The 18,790-nt window shown below is 67.3% G+C and carries 10 protein-coding genes and 1 pseudogene; 7 read left to right on the top strand and 4 right to left on the bottom strand.

Going from position 1 to position 18,790, the window contains the following annotated elements:
• Window positions 1-279 (top strand): annotated as a pseudogene (locus tag HUU99_RS12320) (hypothetical protein); the annotation flags it as partial.
• Window positions 280-299: 20 nt separating this feature from the next.
• On the opposite strand, the gene HUU99_RS12315 reads toward HUU99_RS12320, so the two are convergent.
• Window positions 300-1,925 (bottom strand): inorganic phosphate transporter, encoded by a 1,626-nt coding sequence (locus tag HUU99_RS12315; RefSeq protein WP_174286875.1) that lies wholly within the window; start codon window positions 1,923-1,925, stop codon window positions 300-302.
• A gap of 252 nt (window positions 1,926-2,177) precedes the next feature.
• A complete protein-coding gene (locus HUU99_RS12310) occupies window positions 2,178-4,796 on the bottom strand; it encodes a TonB-dependent receptor (RefSeq protein ID WP_174286874.1) in 2,619 nt (872 codons plus the stop codon).
• A gap of 329 nt (window positions 4,797-5,125) precedes the next feature.
• Here HUU99_RS12310 and HUU99_RS12305 point away from each other — a divergent pair, with 329 nt between their 5' ends.
• The 5 genes from HUU99_RS12305 to HUU99_RS12285 all read left to right on the top strand — a co-directional run bounded on the left by HUU99_RS12305 (window position 5,126) and on the right by HUU99_RS12285 (window position 15,449).
• Window positions 5,126-6,475, top strand: coding sequence for an efflux RND transporter periplasmic adaptor subunit (locus HUU99_RS12305; protein WP_174286873.1), 1,350 nt, complete (start codon window positions 5,126-5,128; stop codon window positions 6,473-6,475).
• 5 nt (window positions 6,476-6,480) lie between these two features.
• Window positions 6,481-9,591, top strand: coding sequence for an efflux RND transporter permease subunit (locus tag HUU99_RS12300; RefSeq protein WP_174286872.1), 3,111 nt, complete (start codon window positions 6,481-6,483; stop codon window positions 9,589-9,591).
• On the top strand, window positions 9,588-12,965 hold the full coding sequence (locus HUU99_RS12295; protein ID WP_174286871.1) for an efflux RND transporter permease subunit: 3,378 nt from the start codon (window positions 9,588-9,590) through the stop codon (window positions 12,963-12,965). The genes HUU99_RS12300 and HUU99_RS12295 overlap by 4 nt, the downstream gene beginning before the upstream one ends.
• Entirely contained in the window at window positions 12,962-14,614 is a 1,653-nt protein-coding gene (locus HUU99_RS12290; protein WP_174286870.1) for an efflux transporter outer membrane subunit, read from the top strand. Before HUU99_RS12295 ends, HUU99_RS12290 begins: the two co-directional genes overlap by 4 nt.
• Window positions 14,615-14,687: 73 nt before the next feature.
• Entirely contained in the window at window positions 14,688-15,449 is a 762-nt protein-coding gene (locus HUU99_RS12285) for a glycoside hydrolase family 75 protein (RefSeq protein WP_174286869.1), read from the top strand.
• 54 nt (window positions 15,450-15,503) lie between these two features.
• Here the strand turns inward: HUU99_RS12285 and asd are convergent, their stop codons facing one another.
• Entirely contained in the window at window positions 15,504-16,388 is an 885-nt protein-coding gene (gene asd / locus HUU99_RS12280; RefSeq protein WP_174286868.1) for an archaetidylserine decarboxylase, read from the bottom strand.
• 32 nt (window positions 16,389-16,420) lie between these two features.
• Between asd and HUU99_RS12275 the strand changes: the two genes are divergently transcribed.
• Window positions 16,421-18,082, top strand: coding sequence for an aminotransferase class III-fold pyridoxal phosphate-dependent enzyme (locus HUU99_RS12275; RefSeq protein WP_174286867.1), 1,662 nt, complete (start codon window positions 16,421-16,423; stop codon window positions 18,080-18,082).
• A 109-nt stretch (window positions 18,083-18,191) separates the two neighbouring features.
• On the opposite strand, the gene HUU99_RS12270 is transcribed toward HUU99_RS12275, so the two are convergent.
• Window positions 18,192-18,788, bottom strand: a complete 597-nt coding sequence (locus HUU99_RS12270) for a hypothetical protein (protein ID WP_174286866.1) — start codon at window positions 18,786-18,788, stop codon at window positions 18,192-18,194.
• Window positions 18,789-18,790 lie beyond the last annotated feature (2 nt).

The following is an 18,790-nucleotide window of genomic DNA, read 5'->3' as shown; positions in this document are numbered from 1 at the left end:
GGCGGCGCGGTCGTCGGCGGCAGCACGGCTGGCGACACCAGCCCCGGTTGCCCTCCGGGCTATGTCGTCCGCGGCGGCGCCCCCGCCTTCGTCTTCGCGGCTGACAACGGGCCCTATTATTACGCGGCGCCCGAATGGTATCGGCCGTGGTTCTTTTACGAGGGTCGCTGGACGTATCGGCCCTATCCGTACCACACCTTTTACTACCGCAATTACGGTTACGGTCGGGGATACGGGCGCGGTCCCGGCTATCGCGGCGGTCGCTACCGGCATTATTGATCTGGTAGGACACGGGGACGTCAGGTCAGCGACGTCCCCGTGATCGTCAGGAACAGCCAGTAGAGCAGCCCGGACAGCAGCATCGCGACGGGCAGCGTCAAGACCCAGGCCGACACGATCCGCGCGATCGTCCCCCCTTGCAGCCCCTGCCCGTTCGCGACCGCCGATCCGGCGATGCCGGACGACAGGATATGCGTCGTCGACACCGGCAGCCCGCCCCATTCCGCCGCGAGGATCGTAGCTGCGGCGGTCAATTCGGCCGAAGCGCCCATCGCATAGGTCAAATGCTTCTTGCCTATGCCTTCGCCCACCGTGACGACGATCCGCTTCCACCCGACCATCGTGCCGAGCCCGAGCGCGATCGCGACCACGATTTTGACCCATAACGGAATGTACCGCGTTCCCTTCTCCAGCTTGCCCGCAAAATCCTTCATCGGTCCGGCCTGTGCGGCCGGAACCTTGCCCTCGTCCTTCGTCGCCATGCGGAGCGCGTCGAGTTCGAGATACATGTCGTTGCGCATGTTCGGCGTCGCCGCCGCCGGCACCGCCGCGATCGACCCGAAGGACGAAACGCGCTTCGACAAATCCTGCGCCACCGACGCCATCGCGCCATATGCCGCCGGCGTTCGCGTGTCGCGCTTCTGCAGCGCATCGCGAAGGACCGTGCGCGCGTCGCCGATCGGCGTGATCGTCCGCGTACCGGCCTGTTGCACCAGCGCGCCATGCGCCGCGTTGGCGCTCTGGACGAAGGCCGGCGTGGCGCTGTCCGCCATCGTGCGATTGAGCGCATAGGCGGTGGGCGCGACGCCGATCAGGATCAGCATGATGAGCCCCATGCCCTTTTGACCGTCATTGCCGCCATGCGCGAAACTGACCGCGGTGCAGGTGAAGATCAGCAGCGCGCGAATGCCCCTGGGCGGCGGCGCGTCGCCTTCGGGTTCCTCGTAGAGCTTCGGGTTGCGGATCAGCGCCTTCATCACGAAGAACAGGAGCAGCGCGCCGAAGAACCCCATCAGCGGGCTGAACAACAGTGCGGACAACACCTTGGTCGCCTGGCTCCAATCGACCCCGGAGGTGCCGCCGCGGCCGCTCGACAGCAACTGGTTGGCGAGGCCGACGCCCAGGATCGACCCGATCAGCGCGTGGCTCGAACTGTTCGGGATGCCGACATACCAGGTCATCAGGTTCCACAGCAGCGCCGCGATCAGCAGTGCGAAGATCATCGCATAGCCAGCGGTCGACCCCACGTTCAGGATCAGCTCGACCGGCAGCAGCGTGACGATCGAATACGCGACCGCGCCCGACGAGACGATGACCCCCGTAAAATTCCAGAAGCCCGACCAGAGGACGGCGACGGGCGGGGTCAGCGAATTGGTATAGATGACGGTGGCAACCGCGTTGGCGGTATCGTGGAAGCCGTTGACGAATTCGAACGCCAGCGCGATCAGCAGCGCAAGCGCAAGGAACGCGAACGCGCCGAGCGCGAGCGGCTCGCCCGCATGCCGCGTCTCCGAGAAGATTTGCCACGCCGCGAAGGCGATACCGCCGGCAAGCACGACCAGGAAGCCGGTCTTCGCACCGGGATGCACGGGGTGATCGAATCGGTCCGTTCCGCGGGCGGCGGACGTTACGGGAATGCTGGCCATCGGATGATCCTCGCCATGAGTCGCGAGCGCTGGAAGCGCCGATCATCCGACAATCGACGGCTATTGTGACGGTGGCATGACTGAGGTGTCGGGCGGCATTTCGGCAGATGATCGGGCATGACGGTCGAACGAAATGATCGCTGCGAGGTCGCCTGACGGCATCGACCGTTCGAGCGCAATAGCCGCACTCGCTGCGAGCAGGTCAAGCTGAAGCCGATCCGAAATGACCTGCCTCAACTCGCCGCGGGGGCGTCAGAACTTGATACGCCCCGTACCGCCGAAGGTACGCGGCGCGCCCAGGAACGCATCGAGCACGCCCGTCGCGTTGCTCGGCACGTTCTGGAAGCCGGAGTCGAACGCCACTTGCTCGTACTTGGTGTTGAACGCGTTCTCGACCCACGCCTCGATGCTCCAGCGATCGTTCGACGGACCGAAGCCGATACGCGCGTTAGTGAGCGTGTACGCCTTCTGGATCTTGCCGGGATCGAGATCCGAACCGGTGTTGTAGTCCGAGCTGTACTTGGCACCGACGTTGAACCGGGCCTTGTAGCTCTCGCCCAGCGGCTGGGTGTAGGTGCCCGACAGCGACGCCGACCAGAGCGGCGCCAGCGACAGACGCGAATTCGCCTGACCCTGGAACTCGGTCTTGGCGACCAGGTCCGCAAGCTGCGCGGTGGTCAGGTCGTAGCGCGTATCGGCATAGGTCACGCCGCCCTGGAAGCTGAGCCGTGGTGCCGCGAACCATACGAAGTCGACGTCGACGCCCTTGCTGATCACATGCGGCACCGAGTCCACCACGAACACCAGCCCGTTGAAGGTGTTGAGCTGGAAACCGGTATAGCGCTCATAGAAGCCGGTGACGTTGAACAGCACCTTGCGGTCGAACAGGGTCGCCTTCTCGCCGATCTCGAACGCGTTGTTCGTTTCCTTGCCGAATTCGGTGTTGGTGATCGGCGTGTTGACCGCCGCGCTGCCGGGGGCGCAGCCGGCGGTGCCGACCGCGCAGGTCACGCGGTCGAGGTTGAACCCGCCCGCCTTGTAGCCACGCGCATAGGACGCATAGACCAGCAGGTTGCGATCGAACTTGTAGGCGAGCTTCGCCGTTCCCGACAGATTATGCTCGGTCTCCGCCTGATGATCGAAGAAATTGTTATAGCCCGGGCTGAGGAAAGGCAGGCAGAGCGTTTCGTTGACTGCCGCCAGCTGCGCCGCCGCCGCCGGCTGAACCGCGTTCAGGATGCCGAACGCCGCATTCGCCGCTCCGCAACCCGCGCCGCCACCGATGTTGCTGCTATAGCTGTTCAGCGACTTCTGGTCGATCGTGTAGCGAAGGCCGATGTTGAAATCGAGCTTGCTGGTCAGATGCACCGTGTCGTTGGTAAACAGCGCATAGGTGTCGTCGTCCTGGCGATAGCGATCGACCGATCCGCTGTTCGCCGCATAGTTGACGCCGCGCGCACCGTTGCTGCTGACGAATGGGAAGGTGAGGCCCGTCTGCAGGAAGGTCGGATCGGCACGCTGCTCGACCAGCGGCGACAGCGCCAGGCTGAGATACGGGGTGAATGCGTTGCCCGTCAGGACGCTCGAATTCTGGTGAAGATTCTCGTAGGAATAGAAGCCGCCGACGAGGTAGTCGATGCTCTTGCTGGTGCCGGCGTAGCGCAGTTCCTGGCTCATCGTGCGGAACAGCGACGAGTTGCTGTTGTCATCCGGCAGGTACAGCAGATCGAGCGTCGAGAAATCGGCGTCGAAGCCGCCGGTCTGCTTCCAGCTGCGGACCGCGGTGACCGAGGTCAGCGTGCCGGGTCCGATCTCGCCATCGATCTGCAGCGAGACGCCGCCGTCGCGCGTCTTCTGCGCATCCGGACGGTTGGCATAGGCATTGCGCGCATAGGGGTTGGTCGGATCGCCGTCATTGCCGCCCAGCGCCGCGACGACGCCGTTGGCGAGGTTCGGGATCGGTGCCTGGCTCGGCCGGATGATGACCGCGATGCAGCAATGCTCGTTGCGGCTCGAATAATCGGCGATCAGGCGCGCGGTAAAGGTGTCGTTCGGCTTGAACAGCAACTGGCCGCGGATGGTGTAGAAATCGCGGTCGGTGTCCCGCGTCGCGGTGTTGGGACCGGCACCGTCGTTGACGCGGAAATAGCCGTCGCGCTGGCGATCGGCGAAGTACAGGCTGGCGGCGAGCTTGTCGCTGACCGGCCCGGTCACCTCGGCGGCACCGCCGATCGCGCCGTAATTGCCCGCGGTGAATTCGGCGTCCGCATGATATTCGAACTGCGGCAGCGCGGTGATGATGTTGATGACGCCCGCGGTCGCCGACTTGCCGAACAGCGTGCCCTGCGGACCCTTCAGCACTTCGATCCGCTCGACATCGCCCAGATCGCCGAAGCCGACGCCGTTGCGCGAGCGGTAGACGCCGTCGATCACGATGCCGACCGAGCTCTCGAGGCCGGGATTGTCGCCGACCGTACCGATGCCGCGGATGCGCGCCGTGGTGGAGCCTTCGCTGCTGGTCGAGGTCACGAGCAGGCCGGGGGCGAGAAGCGCCAGGTCCTTGATGTCCTTGACGCCATTGTCCTGCAGCAACTGGTGGCTGACGGTCGTGACCACGATCGGCACGTCCTGCAGGCTCTGGCTGCGCTTCTGCGCGGTGACGATGATATCGTCGACGCTGGCGGGCGCGGATTGAGTCGCACCGGTCTGCGCGGCGGTGCTCGCGACGGGCTGCGCGGCCTGGGGCACCGCGGCGTTGTCGCTCGGCTGCGGCGTCTGGCTGGCGGCGGATTGGGCGAGCGCCGGCTGGGCGACCAGACCAGCGGCGAGCGCCGCTACGGACACGACGATACGCAAATGGCCACCAATCATAATATATCCTCTCCACAGTCTTAAACGCTGCGGCGGGTTGCTTAGGAGGCAATTTCATTCCGCTCAATGACGATCTAACGACGGCGTGGTTTTATTCGAAGATCGGGTATGGAATTTCGGTGGACTGTTGCCCGAAAGTCGCTCTTTGAGAAAGCGTAGCGGCTTCATGATCCGGCGACCCGGTATATATCCGGTTCAGCTTCGCGGCATTAGCCGGCTCCTGCACCGGATCGACACGGTGCGCTGCATCACTTCCGCACGGGACACGCCCCTTGACAGCGCGGCACGGCGCTGCGTGAAAGCGGTTCCGAGCGGATCACGGGACCATCATGACGCAAAGCGATTTCGGCCCGAACGAGGGATCGACCGGTCTAACCGACCCATATCCAGGCGACGGCTACACGATGCACCGCCGCGGCCGCGTGCTCAGCTGGATATTCGGCATATTGGGCCTGTTGGCGCTGATCGCCGGAGCGGTCGCTCTGTCGCACCATAGCAACAGCGCATCGGGCACCGGGCAAGGCGGCGGCGGGGGGCGCCGTGGCGCAGGCGGCGGCGGACGTGGCGGCGGCGGTGGCCCCGGCAGCGGTGGCCCCGGCGGCCCTGGTGGGGGCGCGAACCAGCCGACGACTGTCGGCACCGCGACCGCGACCGCGGCGGACCTGCCGATCCAGATCGAGGCGCTGGGCACCGTCACGCCCGCGGCCACCGTCACCGTCCGACCGCAGGTATCGGGCACGATCACGCAGCTGCTGTACCGCGAGGGGCAGCTGGTCCACCGCGGCCAGGTGCTGGCGGTGATCGACCCGCGCCCCTACCGCGCCGCACTGCTGCAGGCGCAGGGCGCACTGATGCGCGACCGCGCGCAGCTGGCCAATGCCCGCGTGCTGCTGAACCGGTACAACATGCTGCTGAACGAGGATTCGGTGGCGCGGCAGGACCGCGACACGCAGGCGGCATTGGTCGGTCAGCTGCAGGGCACGATCGCGATCGACCAGGGCGCTGCCGACCAGGCGAAGATCAACCTGGGCTATACGCGCATCGTCGCCCCCGTCGCGGGGCGGATCGGTCTGAAGGTCGTCGATATCGGCAACTATATCGCCGCGGGCGACACCAACGGCATCGCGGTCGTGACCACGCTGCAGCCGATCGACGTGGAATTCGCGGTCCCGCAGCAGCAGGTGGCGGAAGTGCAGCAGCGAGTCGTCGCTGGTGCCGAGATCCCAGCGCTCGCGCTCGACAGCGCACGCGTCAAGACGCTCGACACCGGGCATTTCACGACGCTCAACAATCAGGTCGACACCACGACCGGGACCGTGAAGGGCAAGGCGCGTTACGCCAACGGCCAGTTCCAGCTCTACCCGAGCGAGTTCGTCAACGTGCGGCTTACCATCGACACCATCAAGGACGCGGTGACGGTGCCCCCCGCCGCGGTCCGGTCCGGTCCGGACGGCGGTTTCGTGTGGGTGCTGAAGCCCGACCGCACGGTCACCGAACGCAAGGTGACGACGGGCGTCAATACCGGCGACAAGGTGCAGGTCGTTAAGGGGCTGGCGCTGAACGAGACGATCGTCACCGACGGTGGGGACCGCCTCACGGAGGGGGCGAAGGTCACGCTGCCCGGGGACAAGCCGGCGGCAGGTGCGGGCGGGCATAGCGGCCGCCACAAGCGCGGCTGATCGACATGGGCCCGTCCCGCCTGTTCATCCTCCGCCCGGTCGCGACCGCATTATTCATGGTCGCGATCGTGCTGGCGGGGTTCGTCGGCTTCCGGCTGCTGTCGCTCTCCGCGCTGCCGCAGGTCGATTACCCGACGATCCAGGTGACGACGCTCTACCCCGGCGGCAGCCCGGAGGTGATGAGCCAGACCGTCACCGCGCCGCTGGAACGTCAGTTCGGGCAGATGCCGGGGCTCGCACGGATGGAATCGACCAGCGCGTCGGGTGCCTCGGTCATCACGCTGCAATTCACGCTGGCCGAAGGGCTCGACGTCGCCGAGCAGGAAGTGCAGGCCGCGATCAACGCAGCGCAGGCGCTGCTCCCCGCGGACCTGCCGGCACCGCCGATCTACGCTAAGGTCAACCCGGCCGACGCCCCCATCCTGACGCTGGCGATCACGTCCGAGACAATGCCGCTGACTCAGGTCCAGTCGATCGTCGATACGCGGCTGGCGCAGAAGATCAGCCAGATCACCGGCGTCGGGCTGGTCGGGCTCGCGGGCGGACAGAAGCCCGCGATGCGGATCCGCGCGGACACGCAGAAGCTCGCGTCCTACGGCCTCAGCCTCGCGCAGATCCGCACCGCGATCACGGGCGCGAACGCCAATTCGGCGAAGGGCAGTTTCGACGGCACCAACCGCGCGTACCAGATCAACGCCAACGACCAGCTGGAAACGGTCGACGATTACGACAACCTCATCGTCACCTACGCCAACAACGCTCCCGTCCGCCTGAAGGACGTGGCGCAAGTGATCGAGGGCGCGGAGAATGCGCGGCTCGGTGCGCTCGCGAACGACACCCCGGCGATCATCCTGAACGTCCAGCGCCAGCCGGGTGCGAACGTCATCGCGACGACCGACATGATCAAGGCGCAGCTGCCGGCGCTGCTGAAGAGCCTGCCCGCCGGACTGCACGCATCGGTGCTGGCGGATCGCACCACGGGCATCCGCACATCGGTGAACGATGTCGAGTTCGATCTGCTGCTCGCGATCGTCCTCGTCGTGCTGGTGATCTTCTTCTTCCTCCACTCCGCCCGTGCGACGCTGATCGCGGGGCTGGCGGTGCCGATCTCGCTGACCGGCACGTTCGGGGTCATGTACCTGCTGAACTACAGCCTCGACAACCTCAGCCTCATGGCGCTGACGATCGCGACCGGGTTCGTGGTCGACGACGCGATCGTGATGATCGAGAACATCCAGCGCCATATCGAGGACGGGATGGATCCGTTCCCGGCGGCGCTGAAGGGCGCGGGCGAGATCGGCTTCACGATCATCTCGCTGACCGTCAGCCTCATCGCGGTGCTGATCCCGCTGCTGTTCATGGGCGACATCGTCGGGCGGCTGTTCCGCGAATTCGCGGTGACGCTGGCGGTGACGATCCTCATCTCCGCGGTCGTGTCGCTGACGCTGACGCCGATGCTGGCCGCACGCTGGCTGAAACGGCCCGAGGACGAACGTCACAGCCGCATCGCCGAACGATCCGCCGCGGCCTTCGCACGCGTCGAGCATCATTACGAGCGCGGGCTCGACTTCGTGCTGTCGCGCCGGTTCGCGACGTTGCTGGTCGCGATCGGCACGCTGGTGCTGACGGTGCTGCTGTATCTCGTCATCCCCAAGGGGCTGTTCCCGACGCAGGACACCGGCCAGTTGCAGGCGCGGATCACCGCCGGGAACAGCGTGTCCTACACCCAGATGGCGACGCTGCAGGCGAAGGCCGCGCAGACCATTCTGCAGGACCGCGACGTGGCATCGCTCGCGTCCTTTGTCGGGGTCGACGGATCGAACAATGCCTCGCTCAACAGCGGCACGATGCTGATCAACCTTAAGACGAGCCATGGGAGCCAGGCGGACCTGATGGTGCGGCTGAAGACTGCGGTCGACGGGATCGCCGGGCTGACCTTGTACCTGCAACCCGTCCAGGACCTGACGATCGACGCCGCGACGGGGCCGACCCAGTACCGGCTGTCCGTGCAAGGGTCGAACACCGCGGACGTCGTCGCCGAATCGAAACGGATCGCCGTCGCACTGCAAGGCAGTCGGAAGCTCGCCAACGTCTCGACCGATGCGGGCGCGACCGGATCGTCCGCGCTGGTCAACATCAACCGCGACACCGCCGCGCGGCTGAACATCACCGCGTCCAGCGTCGACGACACGCTCTATTCGGCGTTCGGGCAGCGCATCGTCTCGACGATCTTCACCGAGACCACGCAGTACCGGGTGATCCTGGAGGCGGCCTCCGGAGTGGTGATCGATCCGCAGTCGCTCGGGCTGCTCCACGTCCAGGCGCAGGGCGGCGCGACGCCGCTGAACGCGATCGCGACGATCACCGAAGGTCAGTCGCCGCTCGCCATCACGCATGTCGGGCAATTCCCCGCGGCAACGGTGAATTTCGACGCCGCTCCCGGCGTGTCGCTCGGCACCGCGACCAACGCGATCAGCAAGGCGGTCGGGCATTTGCAGCTGAAGCGCGGGGTGACGATCACGTTCCTGGGTGCGGCAAGCGCCTTCGCCAGTTCGCTCAACAACCAGCTGTGGCTGATCCTGGCGGCGTTGGTCTGCGTCTACATCGTGCTCGGCGTGCTGTACGAAAGCTTCATCCACCCGGTCACGATCCTGTCGACCCTGCCGTCCGCCGCGGTCGGCGCGTTGTTCGCGCTGTGGATCACGGGGCATGACCTCGACATCATCGGGATCATCGGCATCGTCCTGCTGATCGGCATCGTGAAGAAGAACGCGATCATGATGATCGATTTCGCGATCGCCGCGGAACGCGACGAGGGGCTGCCGCCCGTTCAGGCGATCCGCCGGGCCGCGGTCCTTCGCTTCCGGCCGATTCTGATGACGACGCTGGCCGCGCTGTTCGCCGCGGTGCCGCTGATGCTCGGTTTCGGCGAGGGCGCGGAGCTTCGCCGGCCGCTCGGCATCGCGATCTTCGGCGGGCTGATGGTCAGCCAGCTGCTGACGATTTTCACCACCCCGATCGTCTATCTGTATTTCGACCGCGCGCAGCAGCGGCTCGCGAAACATGGCTGGGGTGCCAAGGCCCCGCCCGGCATCGGTCCCGAGGCCGAAGCGTGAACCTGTCGGCACCCTTCATCCGGCGGCCGATCGCGACGATCCTGCTGACGATCGGGATCGCGCTGGCCGGGATCGCCGGGTTCCTGTCGCTGCCGGTGGCGCCGCTGCCGCAGGTGGAGTTTCCCGTCATCAGCGTATCGGGGACACTGGCGGGGGCCAGCCCGGAGGTGATGGCGCAAAGCGTCGCGACGCCGCTCGAACGGCGACTGGCGACGATTTCTGGCGTCAACGAGATGACGTCGTCCAGCTCGCTCGGCTCGACCCGGATCACGCTGCAGTTCGATCTGTCGAAGAATATCGACGGCGCGGCGCGTGAGGTGCAGGCGGCGATCAACGCCGCGCGGGTCGATCTGCCGGCGACGCTGAAGCAGAACCCGACCTATCGCAAGGTCAACCCGGCGAACCAGCCGGTGGTGACGCTGGCGCTGACATCCGACACCAAGACCGCGGGGCAGGTCTACGACGCGGTGTCGAACATCATCCAGCAGCGGATGCTCCAGATCCCGGGCGTCGGCGATGTCGAGCTTGGCGGCGGATCGCTTCCGGCGGTCAGGGTCGACGTCGATCCCTATCGGCTCAGCAGCTACGGCATCGCGATGGAGGACGTCCGCGCCGCGATCCAAGCGGCGAACGCGAACCGGCCCAAGGGATTAGTGCAAGGGCCGAACGGCCATGCGTGGCAGATCTACACCAACGCGCCGGGGCAGGTGGCGGCGGATTACCGGTCGCTCGTCATCGCATGGCGCAGCGGCGCGTCGGTGCGGTTGCAGGATATCGCCACCGTGAGCGACGGCGTCGCCGACACGCGCACGCTCGGCCTCTACAACGGCAAGCGCGCGATCGTCGTCAACATCACGCAGCAACCGGGCGCGAACCTGATCCAGATGGTCGACGCGATCAAGGCGGAGCTGCCCGGCATCCGCGCGCAGATCCCCGCCGACATCCAGCTGCAGGTCGCGATGGACCGCACCAGTTCGATCCGCGCGTCGATCAAGGAGATCGAGATCACCGTCATCATCGCGCTGATCCTGGTGGTGCTGGTCGTCTACGCCTTCCTGCGCGACGTCCGCGCGACGATGATCCCTGCGGTCGCCACCATCGTGTCGCTGATGGGCACGTTCGGGGTCATGTATCTGCTCGGCTTCAGCCTCAACAACCTGTCGCTGATGGCGATCACGGTCGCGACCGGCTTCGTCGTCGACGATGCGATCGTCGTGCTGGAGAATACGACGCGGCATCTGGAGGCGGGGATGAACCGCTTCGAAGCCGCGTTGCAGGGCGCGTCCGAGGTCGGCTTCACCGTGCTGTCGATCTCGCTCAGCCTTGTCGCGGTCTTCATCCCCCTGCTGTTCATGGGCGGCATCGTCGGCCGCCTGTTCCGCGAATTTGCGGTGACGCTGTCGGTCGCTGTCATGATCAGCCTGGTGCTGTCGCTGACCACCACGCCGATGCTGTGCGCCTGGTTCCTGCGGCCCGACACCGTATCGCCGGAGCATCGCCGGGGCGGGCGAGTGTCGCAGGTGCTGGAACGCGGCTGGGTACGCGTCGAGCGGACCTATGCCAGGAGCCTCGACTGGGCGCTGGCGATGAAGCCGCTGGTCCTGCTGCTGCTCGTCGCCGTCATCGGCCTGACCGTCTATCTCTACATCGCGGTGCCCAAAGGGTTCTTCCCGACGCAGGAATCGCCGCTGCTGATGGCGGGCGTCCGTGCCGACGAGAGCGTGTCGTTCCAGTCGATGCAGGAGAAGCTGAAACAGGTCGTCGGGATCATCAAGAAGGACCATGCGGTCCAAAGCGTCGTCGGCTTCACCGGCGGCAGCCGCGCGGGCGGCGCCTTCATCATGATCGCGCTCAAACCCGTCGAACAGCGTCCGGGCAAGCCCAGCAGCGTCGTTGCGACCGATCTGCAACGACGGCTCCAGCCGGTCAAGGGCATCCGCCTGTTCCTGATGCCGGTACAGGACCTGCGCGTCGGCGCGCGGCAGGGCAATGCGACGTATCAATATACGCTGATGGCGGACAGTACCGCGGACCTGAAGACCTGGTCGCAAAAACTGACCAAGGCGCTGGAGGCGAGCCCCGTCCTGAAGAATGTCGACAGCGACCTGGCCGAGAACGGCGTCGAAAGCTTCGTCAATATCGACAAGGACACCGCGTCGCGGATCGGCATCACCGTCACCGCGGTCGACAACGCGCTGTACGACGCGTTCGGGCAACGCAACGTCGCGACCATCTACGAGGATATCAACCAGTATAGCGTCATCCTGGGCTGGGCCCCGTCGTCGCTCGGCGGCCCGCAATTCCTGCCCGGGGTCCGAATCCCGACCGCGTCGCCGGTCGCGGTGTCGACCGCCGCCTCGACGGGCACCGGCACGACGACCGCGACGGGGGCGACGACCAGCACCGGCGCGACCGTTGCGACGCTGAACGGCACTGCGACCGGCACGGATACCACCGCCACCACCGCCTCGGGTACGACGCAGGCCGCCGCGAGCCCCGCGACCGGATCGGCAAGCACCGCGGTCAGCCCCAACCCCGCGCTGCGCGACGCATCGACCGGATCGGCGCTGGCGACCGCGGTGCGGACGATGGTGCCGCTGAACGCGGTCGCGTCGTTCACGCAGGCCGCGACCGCCGCCAGCGTCAATCACCAGGGGACCGAGGTCGCCGCGACCGTCTCGTTCGATCTCGCGCCGGGCAAGGCCTTGTCGGACGCGAAGACGGTCATCGACCAGGCCGAAGCGCAGATCGCGATGCCGTCGACGGTGCACGGCGCGTTCGCGGGCACCGCGCTCCAGGCGCAGCAGAGCCAGGGATCGCAGCCGCTGCTGATCCTCGCCGCACTCGTCACGATCTACATCGTGCTGGGCATCCTGTACGAAAGCCTGATCCATCCGCTGACCGTGTTGTCCACGCTGCCGGCGGCCAGCGTCGGCGCGGTGCTGGGGCTCATGATCATGGGGATGGATTTCTCGATCATCGCGCTGATCGCGGTCTTCCTGCTGCTCGGCATCGTGAAGAAGAACGCGATCCTCATCATCGACTTCGCGATCCACGCGCAGCGCGACCGCGGCCTCACCGCCGTCCAGGCCGCGCGCGAAGCCTCGCTGCTCCGCTTCCGCCCGATCCTCATGACGACACTTGCCGCCGCGCTCGGCGCGCTGCCGCTCGCGATCGGGTTCGGCGAGGGTGCGGAGCTTCGCCAGCCGCTCGGCGTCGCGATCATCGGCGGGCTCATCGCGAGCCAGCTGCTGACCCTCATCACCACGCCCGTCGTCTATGTTTCGCTCGACAATCTCGCGCAGCGCCGCAAGCGCCGGCGCGATCGTCGCCGCGGCCGCATCCAGCGGCGTCCAACCGAGCTTCCCGCATGACCCTGAACCCCCATGTCCTTCGGCGTCTCGCCACCCTTGCATCGACGCTCGCGCTCGCGGGCTGTTCGCTCGCGCCCGCCTATCACCGGCCGAACGTCGGTGCCGCCGGGGCGACGCCGCCGAGCTGGAAGACCGCGCCCGGCTGGGCGATCGCGACCCCGCTCGACGATGCGCCGCGCGCCGACTGGTGGACCGCGTTCGCCGATCCCGCGCTGAACGATCTCGTCGGCCGTGCGGTGGCGCACAACCAGACGCTGGCACAGGCGGCGGCGACCTACCGCCAGGCCCGCGCCACCACGCGGGAGGCGCGCGCGAACCTGTTCCCGACGATCGGGGTGAACGGCGACGTCACCCATACCTATTCGGGCGGCAATACCGCGGTCGTGACCGGCGGCACGGTGTCGGGGGGAACGACGACCGGGACGGGAACGGGTACGGGTACGGGTACGGGTACGGGTACGGGTGGTACGGGTGGTACGGGAACGACCGGCACTGGCACGACCGGTACCGGTACGACCGGCACCGGCACGACGACGGGAACGATCACCAGCGGCGGCCGGGCGACGACCAACTACCGCGTCAACCTGACCGCCGCCTGGACCCCCGACTTCTTCGGCGCGCTGACCAATACCGCGCGCAATGCCCGGCTGACCGAACAGGCGCGGCTCGCCGATCTCGCCAACGCGCGGCTCGCACTCCAGGGCGAGCTCGCGACCGATTACCTGTCCCTGCGCGGCGTCGACGCGCAGATCGCCAGCCTGACCGCGACCGTCGAGGCGTATCAAAGGTCGCTGACCATCGCGACCAATCGCTACAATGCCGGCGTCGTCGCGCGCACCGACCAGTTCCAGGCGCAGTCGCAGCTCGCCTCCGCCCAGTCCGACCTGGTCGGCGAACAGCGTACCCGCGCGCAGTTCGAGGATGCGATCGCGGTGCTGGTCGGCGAGAACCCGGCGGGGTTCACGATTCCCTCGCTCGGCACGACCTGGTCCGCCGCCGTCCCCGCGGTGCCGCTCGTCGTGCCCGCCACGCTGACGCAGCGCCGCCCCGACATCGCATCGGCCGAGCGCGCGGTCGCCGCCGCCAACGCGCAGATCGGGGTACAGCGCGCGGCGTTCTTCCCGACGGTCGACCTGACCGGCGAGGCGGGGTTCAACAACGACTCGCTGTCCGGGCTGTTCTCGTCCGCGGCGTCGCTCTGGTCGCTCGGCGCGTCGGTCGCGGAGACGCTGCTCGACTTCGGTGCGCGCAAGGCCCGGGTCGCACAGGCGCGCGCCGCCTATGACGCCGCGGTCGCCAACTACCGGCAAGTCACGCTGACCGCGTTCCAGGAAGTGCAGGACGACCTGATCGCGGTCCAGGTGCTGGCGCGGCAGGAGCAGTTGCTTCGCACCGCCTCGGTCGCGGCGGACCAGTCCGAGGCGACGCTTCGCAACCAGTACCGCGCGGGACTGGTCGTCTTCACCGATGTCGTGACGTCGCAGGCGACCGCGCTCGCCGCGCGGCGTGCGCTGCTCCAGGCGGAACAGGATCGCCAGACCGCGGCGGTGGCGCTGGTCCAGGCGCTTGGCGGCGGCTGGTCGGAGGCGGACCTGACGAGCGGCGCGGAGGTCGCGCGCGCCGCGGCGGTCGCGCAGAGCAACCGCTAGCGGACGCGACCGCCGGGGAACGGGGTCGACCCGCAGGGGTTGAGAGGGTCCCTCCTCCGAGGCTTCCGCCGACATGCCGATACCCCTTGCGCTGATCCTCGCCGCCGCGTCCGTCGCGCCGGCCGCCCCCGTCTGGCCTGCGGGCGTAACGCTGCCCGCAGGCCGCGCGATCGACGAAGACTATCGCCGGCAGTTCGACCGGTGCGATCGGGAGCGTCGCTTCCGCGGCCGTCGCCCGAAATATGGTTGCAAGGGCGATCCGAACGCGGTCACCGCGCTTCGCAGGCTGCCGGGCGGCGCGGTGGCTTTCGTCTCCAAGCTGGCGGTCGATCTCGACGGATCGGCCTATGCGTGCAGCCCGAACCGCGGCCGCACCGATCAATGTCCGACCTCGCTGATGCTGCCCGACGGCAGAGGCGGGGAAGTGCCGGTGGATGCCGGGACGATCCCCTATGTCGTCATTCCGCAAGCCGGTCCGAAAGCCGTTCGCGGCGAGTTCGAACGGCTGACCGGAGTCGGTATCGGCGATTTCGGCGTCGTGATCGCGAATGGCCGAACGGTCCCGGTCATCGTCGCGGATACCGGTCCCTATGCCAAATTGGGCGAAGGATCGCTGGCGCTGCACCAGGCGCTCGGGCGGCGGCTGTGCACGGCGCGCGGCGGCGGCGGGCAATGTACCGCGGTGGTGTCGCCGATGGAGAGCATGACCGGCGGCGTGACGACGATCCTGTTTCCAGGCAGCGCACGGGGCGACCTGACGTCGGCGAATATTGCCGGCATCGTTCGCGTGGAGGGGATGCAGTTGCTGGCGGCGGCGCGAAAGGGAAGAGACTGACTATTTTCGTCATCCCGGGCCTCGTCCCGGCATGACGGATATGCTGGACAGGGTTCATCCCCCCGCCAGCACCGCCAAAGCCTCTCCAGCCCGTATCTCCTGCCCTTCCACCAGATCGGTGGACCCGACCGCCCCTGCAGGCAGAAACACCAAGATCGTCGAGCCATGCTCGAACCATCCCATTTCCGCCCCCTTCGCCAAGGCGACATCGCAGGCCACCCGCGCGCGCCTCAGGTCGCGCGCCATCGGCTCCGTATCCATGAACGCCAGCCGGATGCTCGCCACCAGGATCGCCGCGACCGGCACCAGCAGCACCGGCGTTCCCCCCGCCAGCCGCGCCTCGATCACGACACGTTCGTTGCGGCAGAACAGGCGTTCGACGCGTTTCAATGCGATCGGGTTCACGTTCCAGCAGTCCCCCGAGAGATAGCGCACCCCCTCGACCGTCATGCGCGCGGGCGCGTGGAAGCGGTGGTACATCGCCGCGGTCAGCCGGAGCGTGACGAACCAGCCATGCTCGAACGTCGCGGCCACCGCCCGATCGGGGATCAGATCCTGCAGCCGGTAGGGGAAGCCCTTCACCTGATAGAGCGCGTCGCCCTCGATCCGGCCATGCGCCCCGACGATCGCGTCGCACGGGCTCGCCAGCACCGACGGGTCGGGATCGAACGACCGCGCACCGGGGCGGAGCCTTCGCGTGAAGCCGTCCTTCAACGACCGGAACCGAAGGGTCGCAGCGTCCGACAGGTCGGGGCCGGCGAAGAACCGCCACGCCGCGAGCGCGGGCACGCGGACCAGCGGATGCTCCACGCGCGCGATCCGTCCCACCAGCTTCGTCGCGAACCGGCGCGGGATGCGATTGGTCAGCAGGAAGTTCAGATCCTCCTGCAGCAACAGCCGGACCAAGGATCGGCGAAGCGCGGACAGACGCGTTGTCATGCCGGCGTCACGATTATTGGGAAGGTGGGCGCATGAAACGCAGCAAGATCACCGGATTGCTCGGTGCCACCGCCGTGACCGCCCTCGCGCTGACGAAGGGGCGCAGTCGTCTCGCGCTGTCGCGCGCGAAACACCCGTCGCTCGGCGGGCACGTCCGGTTGGCGAAGCGGATCGCCGGGCAAATCCCGGCCTTCAGCCATGACGACGACCGGTTCTTCCGTGTGGACGGCGCGTCGGTGCACGTCGCCGCCCGCCGCGCCGAAGCGTTCGACCGGCTGGGCGCGCTCTACAAGACGCGGTTCGCGAAGACGCTCGCCTTGACCGCGGAGGCGCGCACCGGCCTGTCCGACCTGCAATTCACCGGTGCCTACCGCGTTCCCTTCCCGTTCAGCGCGCGCGTCCGCGCCACGCTCGGCACCGGCGCGTTCCTCGAACGGTCCGAGGGACCGGTCGTGGTCGATCTCGACGGCAACCGGCTGATCGACCTGACCGGCTCCTACGGCGTCAAGCTGTTCGGCTATGAATTCTACAAGCAGACGATCGCCGAGGGTGCGAAAGCCGTCGAGACGCTCGGGCCGGTGCTCGGCGCGTACCATCCGCTCGTCGCCGACAATGTCCGTCGCCTGACCGCATTGTCGGGCATGGACGAGGTGTCGTTCCACATGTCGGGCACCGAAGCCGTGATGCAGGCGGTGCGCCTCGCGCGCTATCACACCGGGCGGCGGCGGCTGGTGCGGTTCGCGGGGGCCTATCACGGCTGGTGGGGCGACGTGCAGCCCGGCATCGGCAACCCGGTCGCGGAGGACGACACGCTGACGCTGGCGGAGATGTCCGACGCCACGCTCGCGGTGCTGGCGACGCGCGACGACATCGCCTGCGTCCTCGTCAATCCGCTCCAGGCACTGCACCCCAATGGCAGCGCGCCGTCGGACAACCAGCTGGTCGACAGCGGGCGCAAGGCCGGAACCGACCTGCCCGCCTATCGCGAATGGCTGCACCGGCTGGCGGAGACCTGCCGTGCGAACGCCATCCCGCTGATCTTCGACGAGGTGTTCGTCGGCTTCCGCCTCGCCCCCGGCGGCGCGGCGGAATATTTCGGCGTCAGGCCCGACATGGTGACCTATGGCAAGACGCTGGGCGGCGGCTTGCCTGTGGGCGTGCTGGCCGGGCGCGCCGCGCTGATGAAGCGGTACCGCGACGATCGGCCGCTCGACATCTGTTTCGCCCGCGGGACGTTCAACGCGCACCCCTATGTCATGGGCGCGATGAACGCGTTCCTGCGCCGGATCGACCTGCCCGAATGGCGTGCGCGATACGACGGGCTGGACGAACGCTGGAACGCGCGCGCGGCGCAGTTCGACCGCGCATTGGCGGACGTCGGCGCGCCGGTCGCGGTCGCGCATCTCCAATCGATCTGGACGATCCTCTACACCCGCCCGTCCGCGTATAACTGGATGTTCCAATATTATCTCCGCAGCCAGGGGCTTGCGCTCAGCTGGGTGGGGACGGGGCGGCTGATCTTCAGCCTGGACATCGACGACGGCCTGTTCGCGGATATCGTCCGGCGGTTCGCTGCGGCCGCCGAGGCGATGCGCAGCGATGGTTGGTGGGACGGTGGTGAAGGACTGACCGACAAGGCGTTGCGGCGTGGGGTCCTGCGGCAGGCGTTGAGGGTGCGACTGGGCGGCGGATAGCGACAAACCTGCCCTCACCCTTCCGCCGCTTCGCGCCTCCCCCCTCTCCCGCTGGGAGAGGGAAAAGGCACCGAAGGCGGCGAAGGGTGAGCACAGGTTCTGTTTTGCTTCAGGCGGCGCGACCCGCCGGCCGCACGTTGCGCAGCAACCGCACCGGCGCGCCGCGATACAGCCGGAAATCGCTGAACGGTTCGGTGACGATCTTGACCGCCCACACCAGCCCCGTTTCCACGTCGCGCTGGACGAACAATTGCACCGACCGGAACGCGATCGCGCCGACGCCCAGCATCAGCCAGCCGATCCCGACATGGCGCAGATACCATTCGACGCCATCGGGTTTCTCGATGGTGCCGAACAGGGTCGGTTCGATCAGCAGCACGACCGGGACCGACATCCAGATGCTCATCAGCACCCATTTGCGGAACAGGTTATACCCGACCTTGATCTCTTCCTTATGCTCGTGGCTGACGCCGTTCTCCCGATCGAAGCCCTTGGGTTCGAAGAAGAAATGCCCCGCCTGCCGGCTGGTCATCGCGACCCCCCAGGCCAGCAGGCTCGCCACCGCCGGATCGACGAACAGGATCGCGTAGGCGACCAGGAAGGTGCAGGCACTGACGAAGTGCAGGCTCTGGTTCACCAGGCTGTGGTGGTAGAAGCGGTGATCGTCCCACCGCTGCTCGGCGAGTTGTGCGCGAAAGCCGGTCATGT

It is taken from the genome of Sphingomonas bacterium (genome assembly GCF_903642285.1).
Lineage (GTDB): Bacteria > Pseudomonadota > Alphaproteobacteria > Sphingomonadales > Sphingomonadaceae > Sphingomonas.
This window is presented reverse-complemented; position numbering and strand designations above follow the sequence as displayed.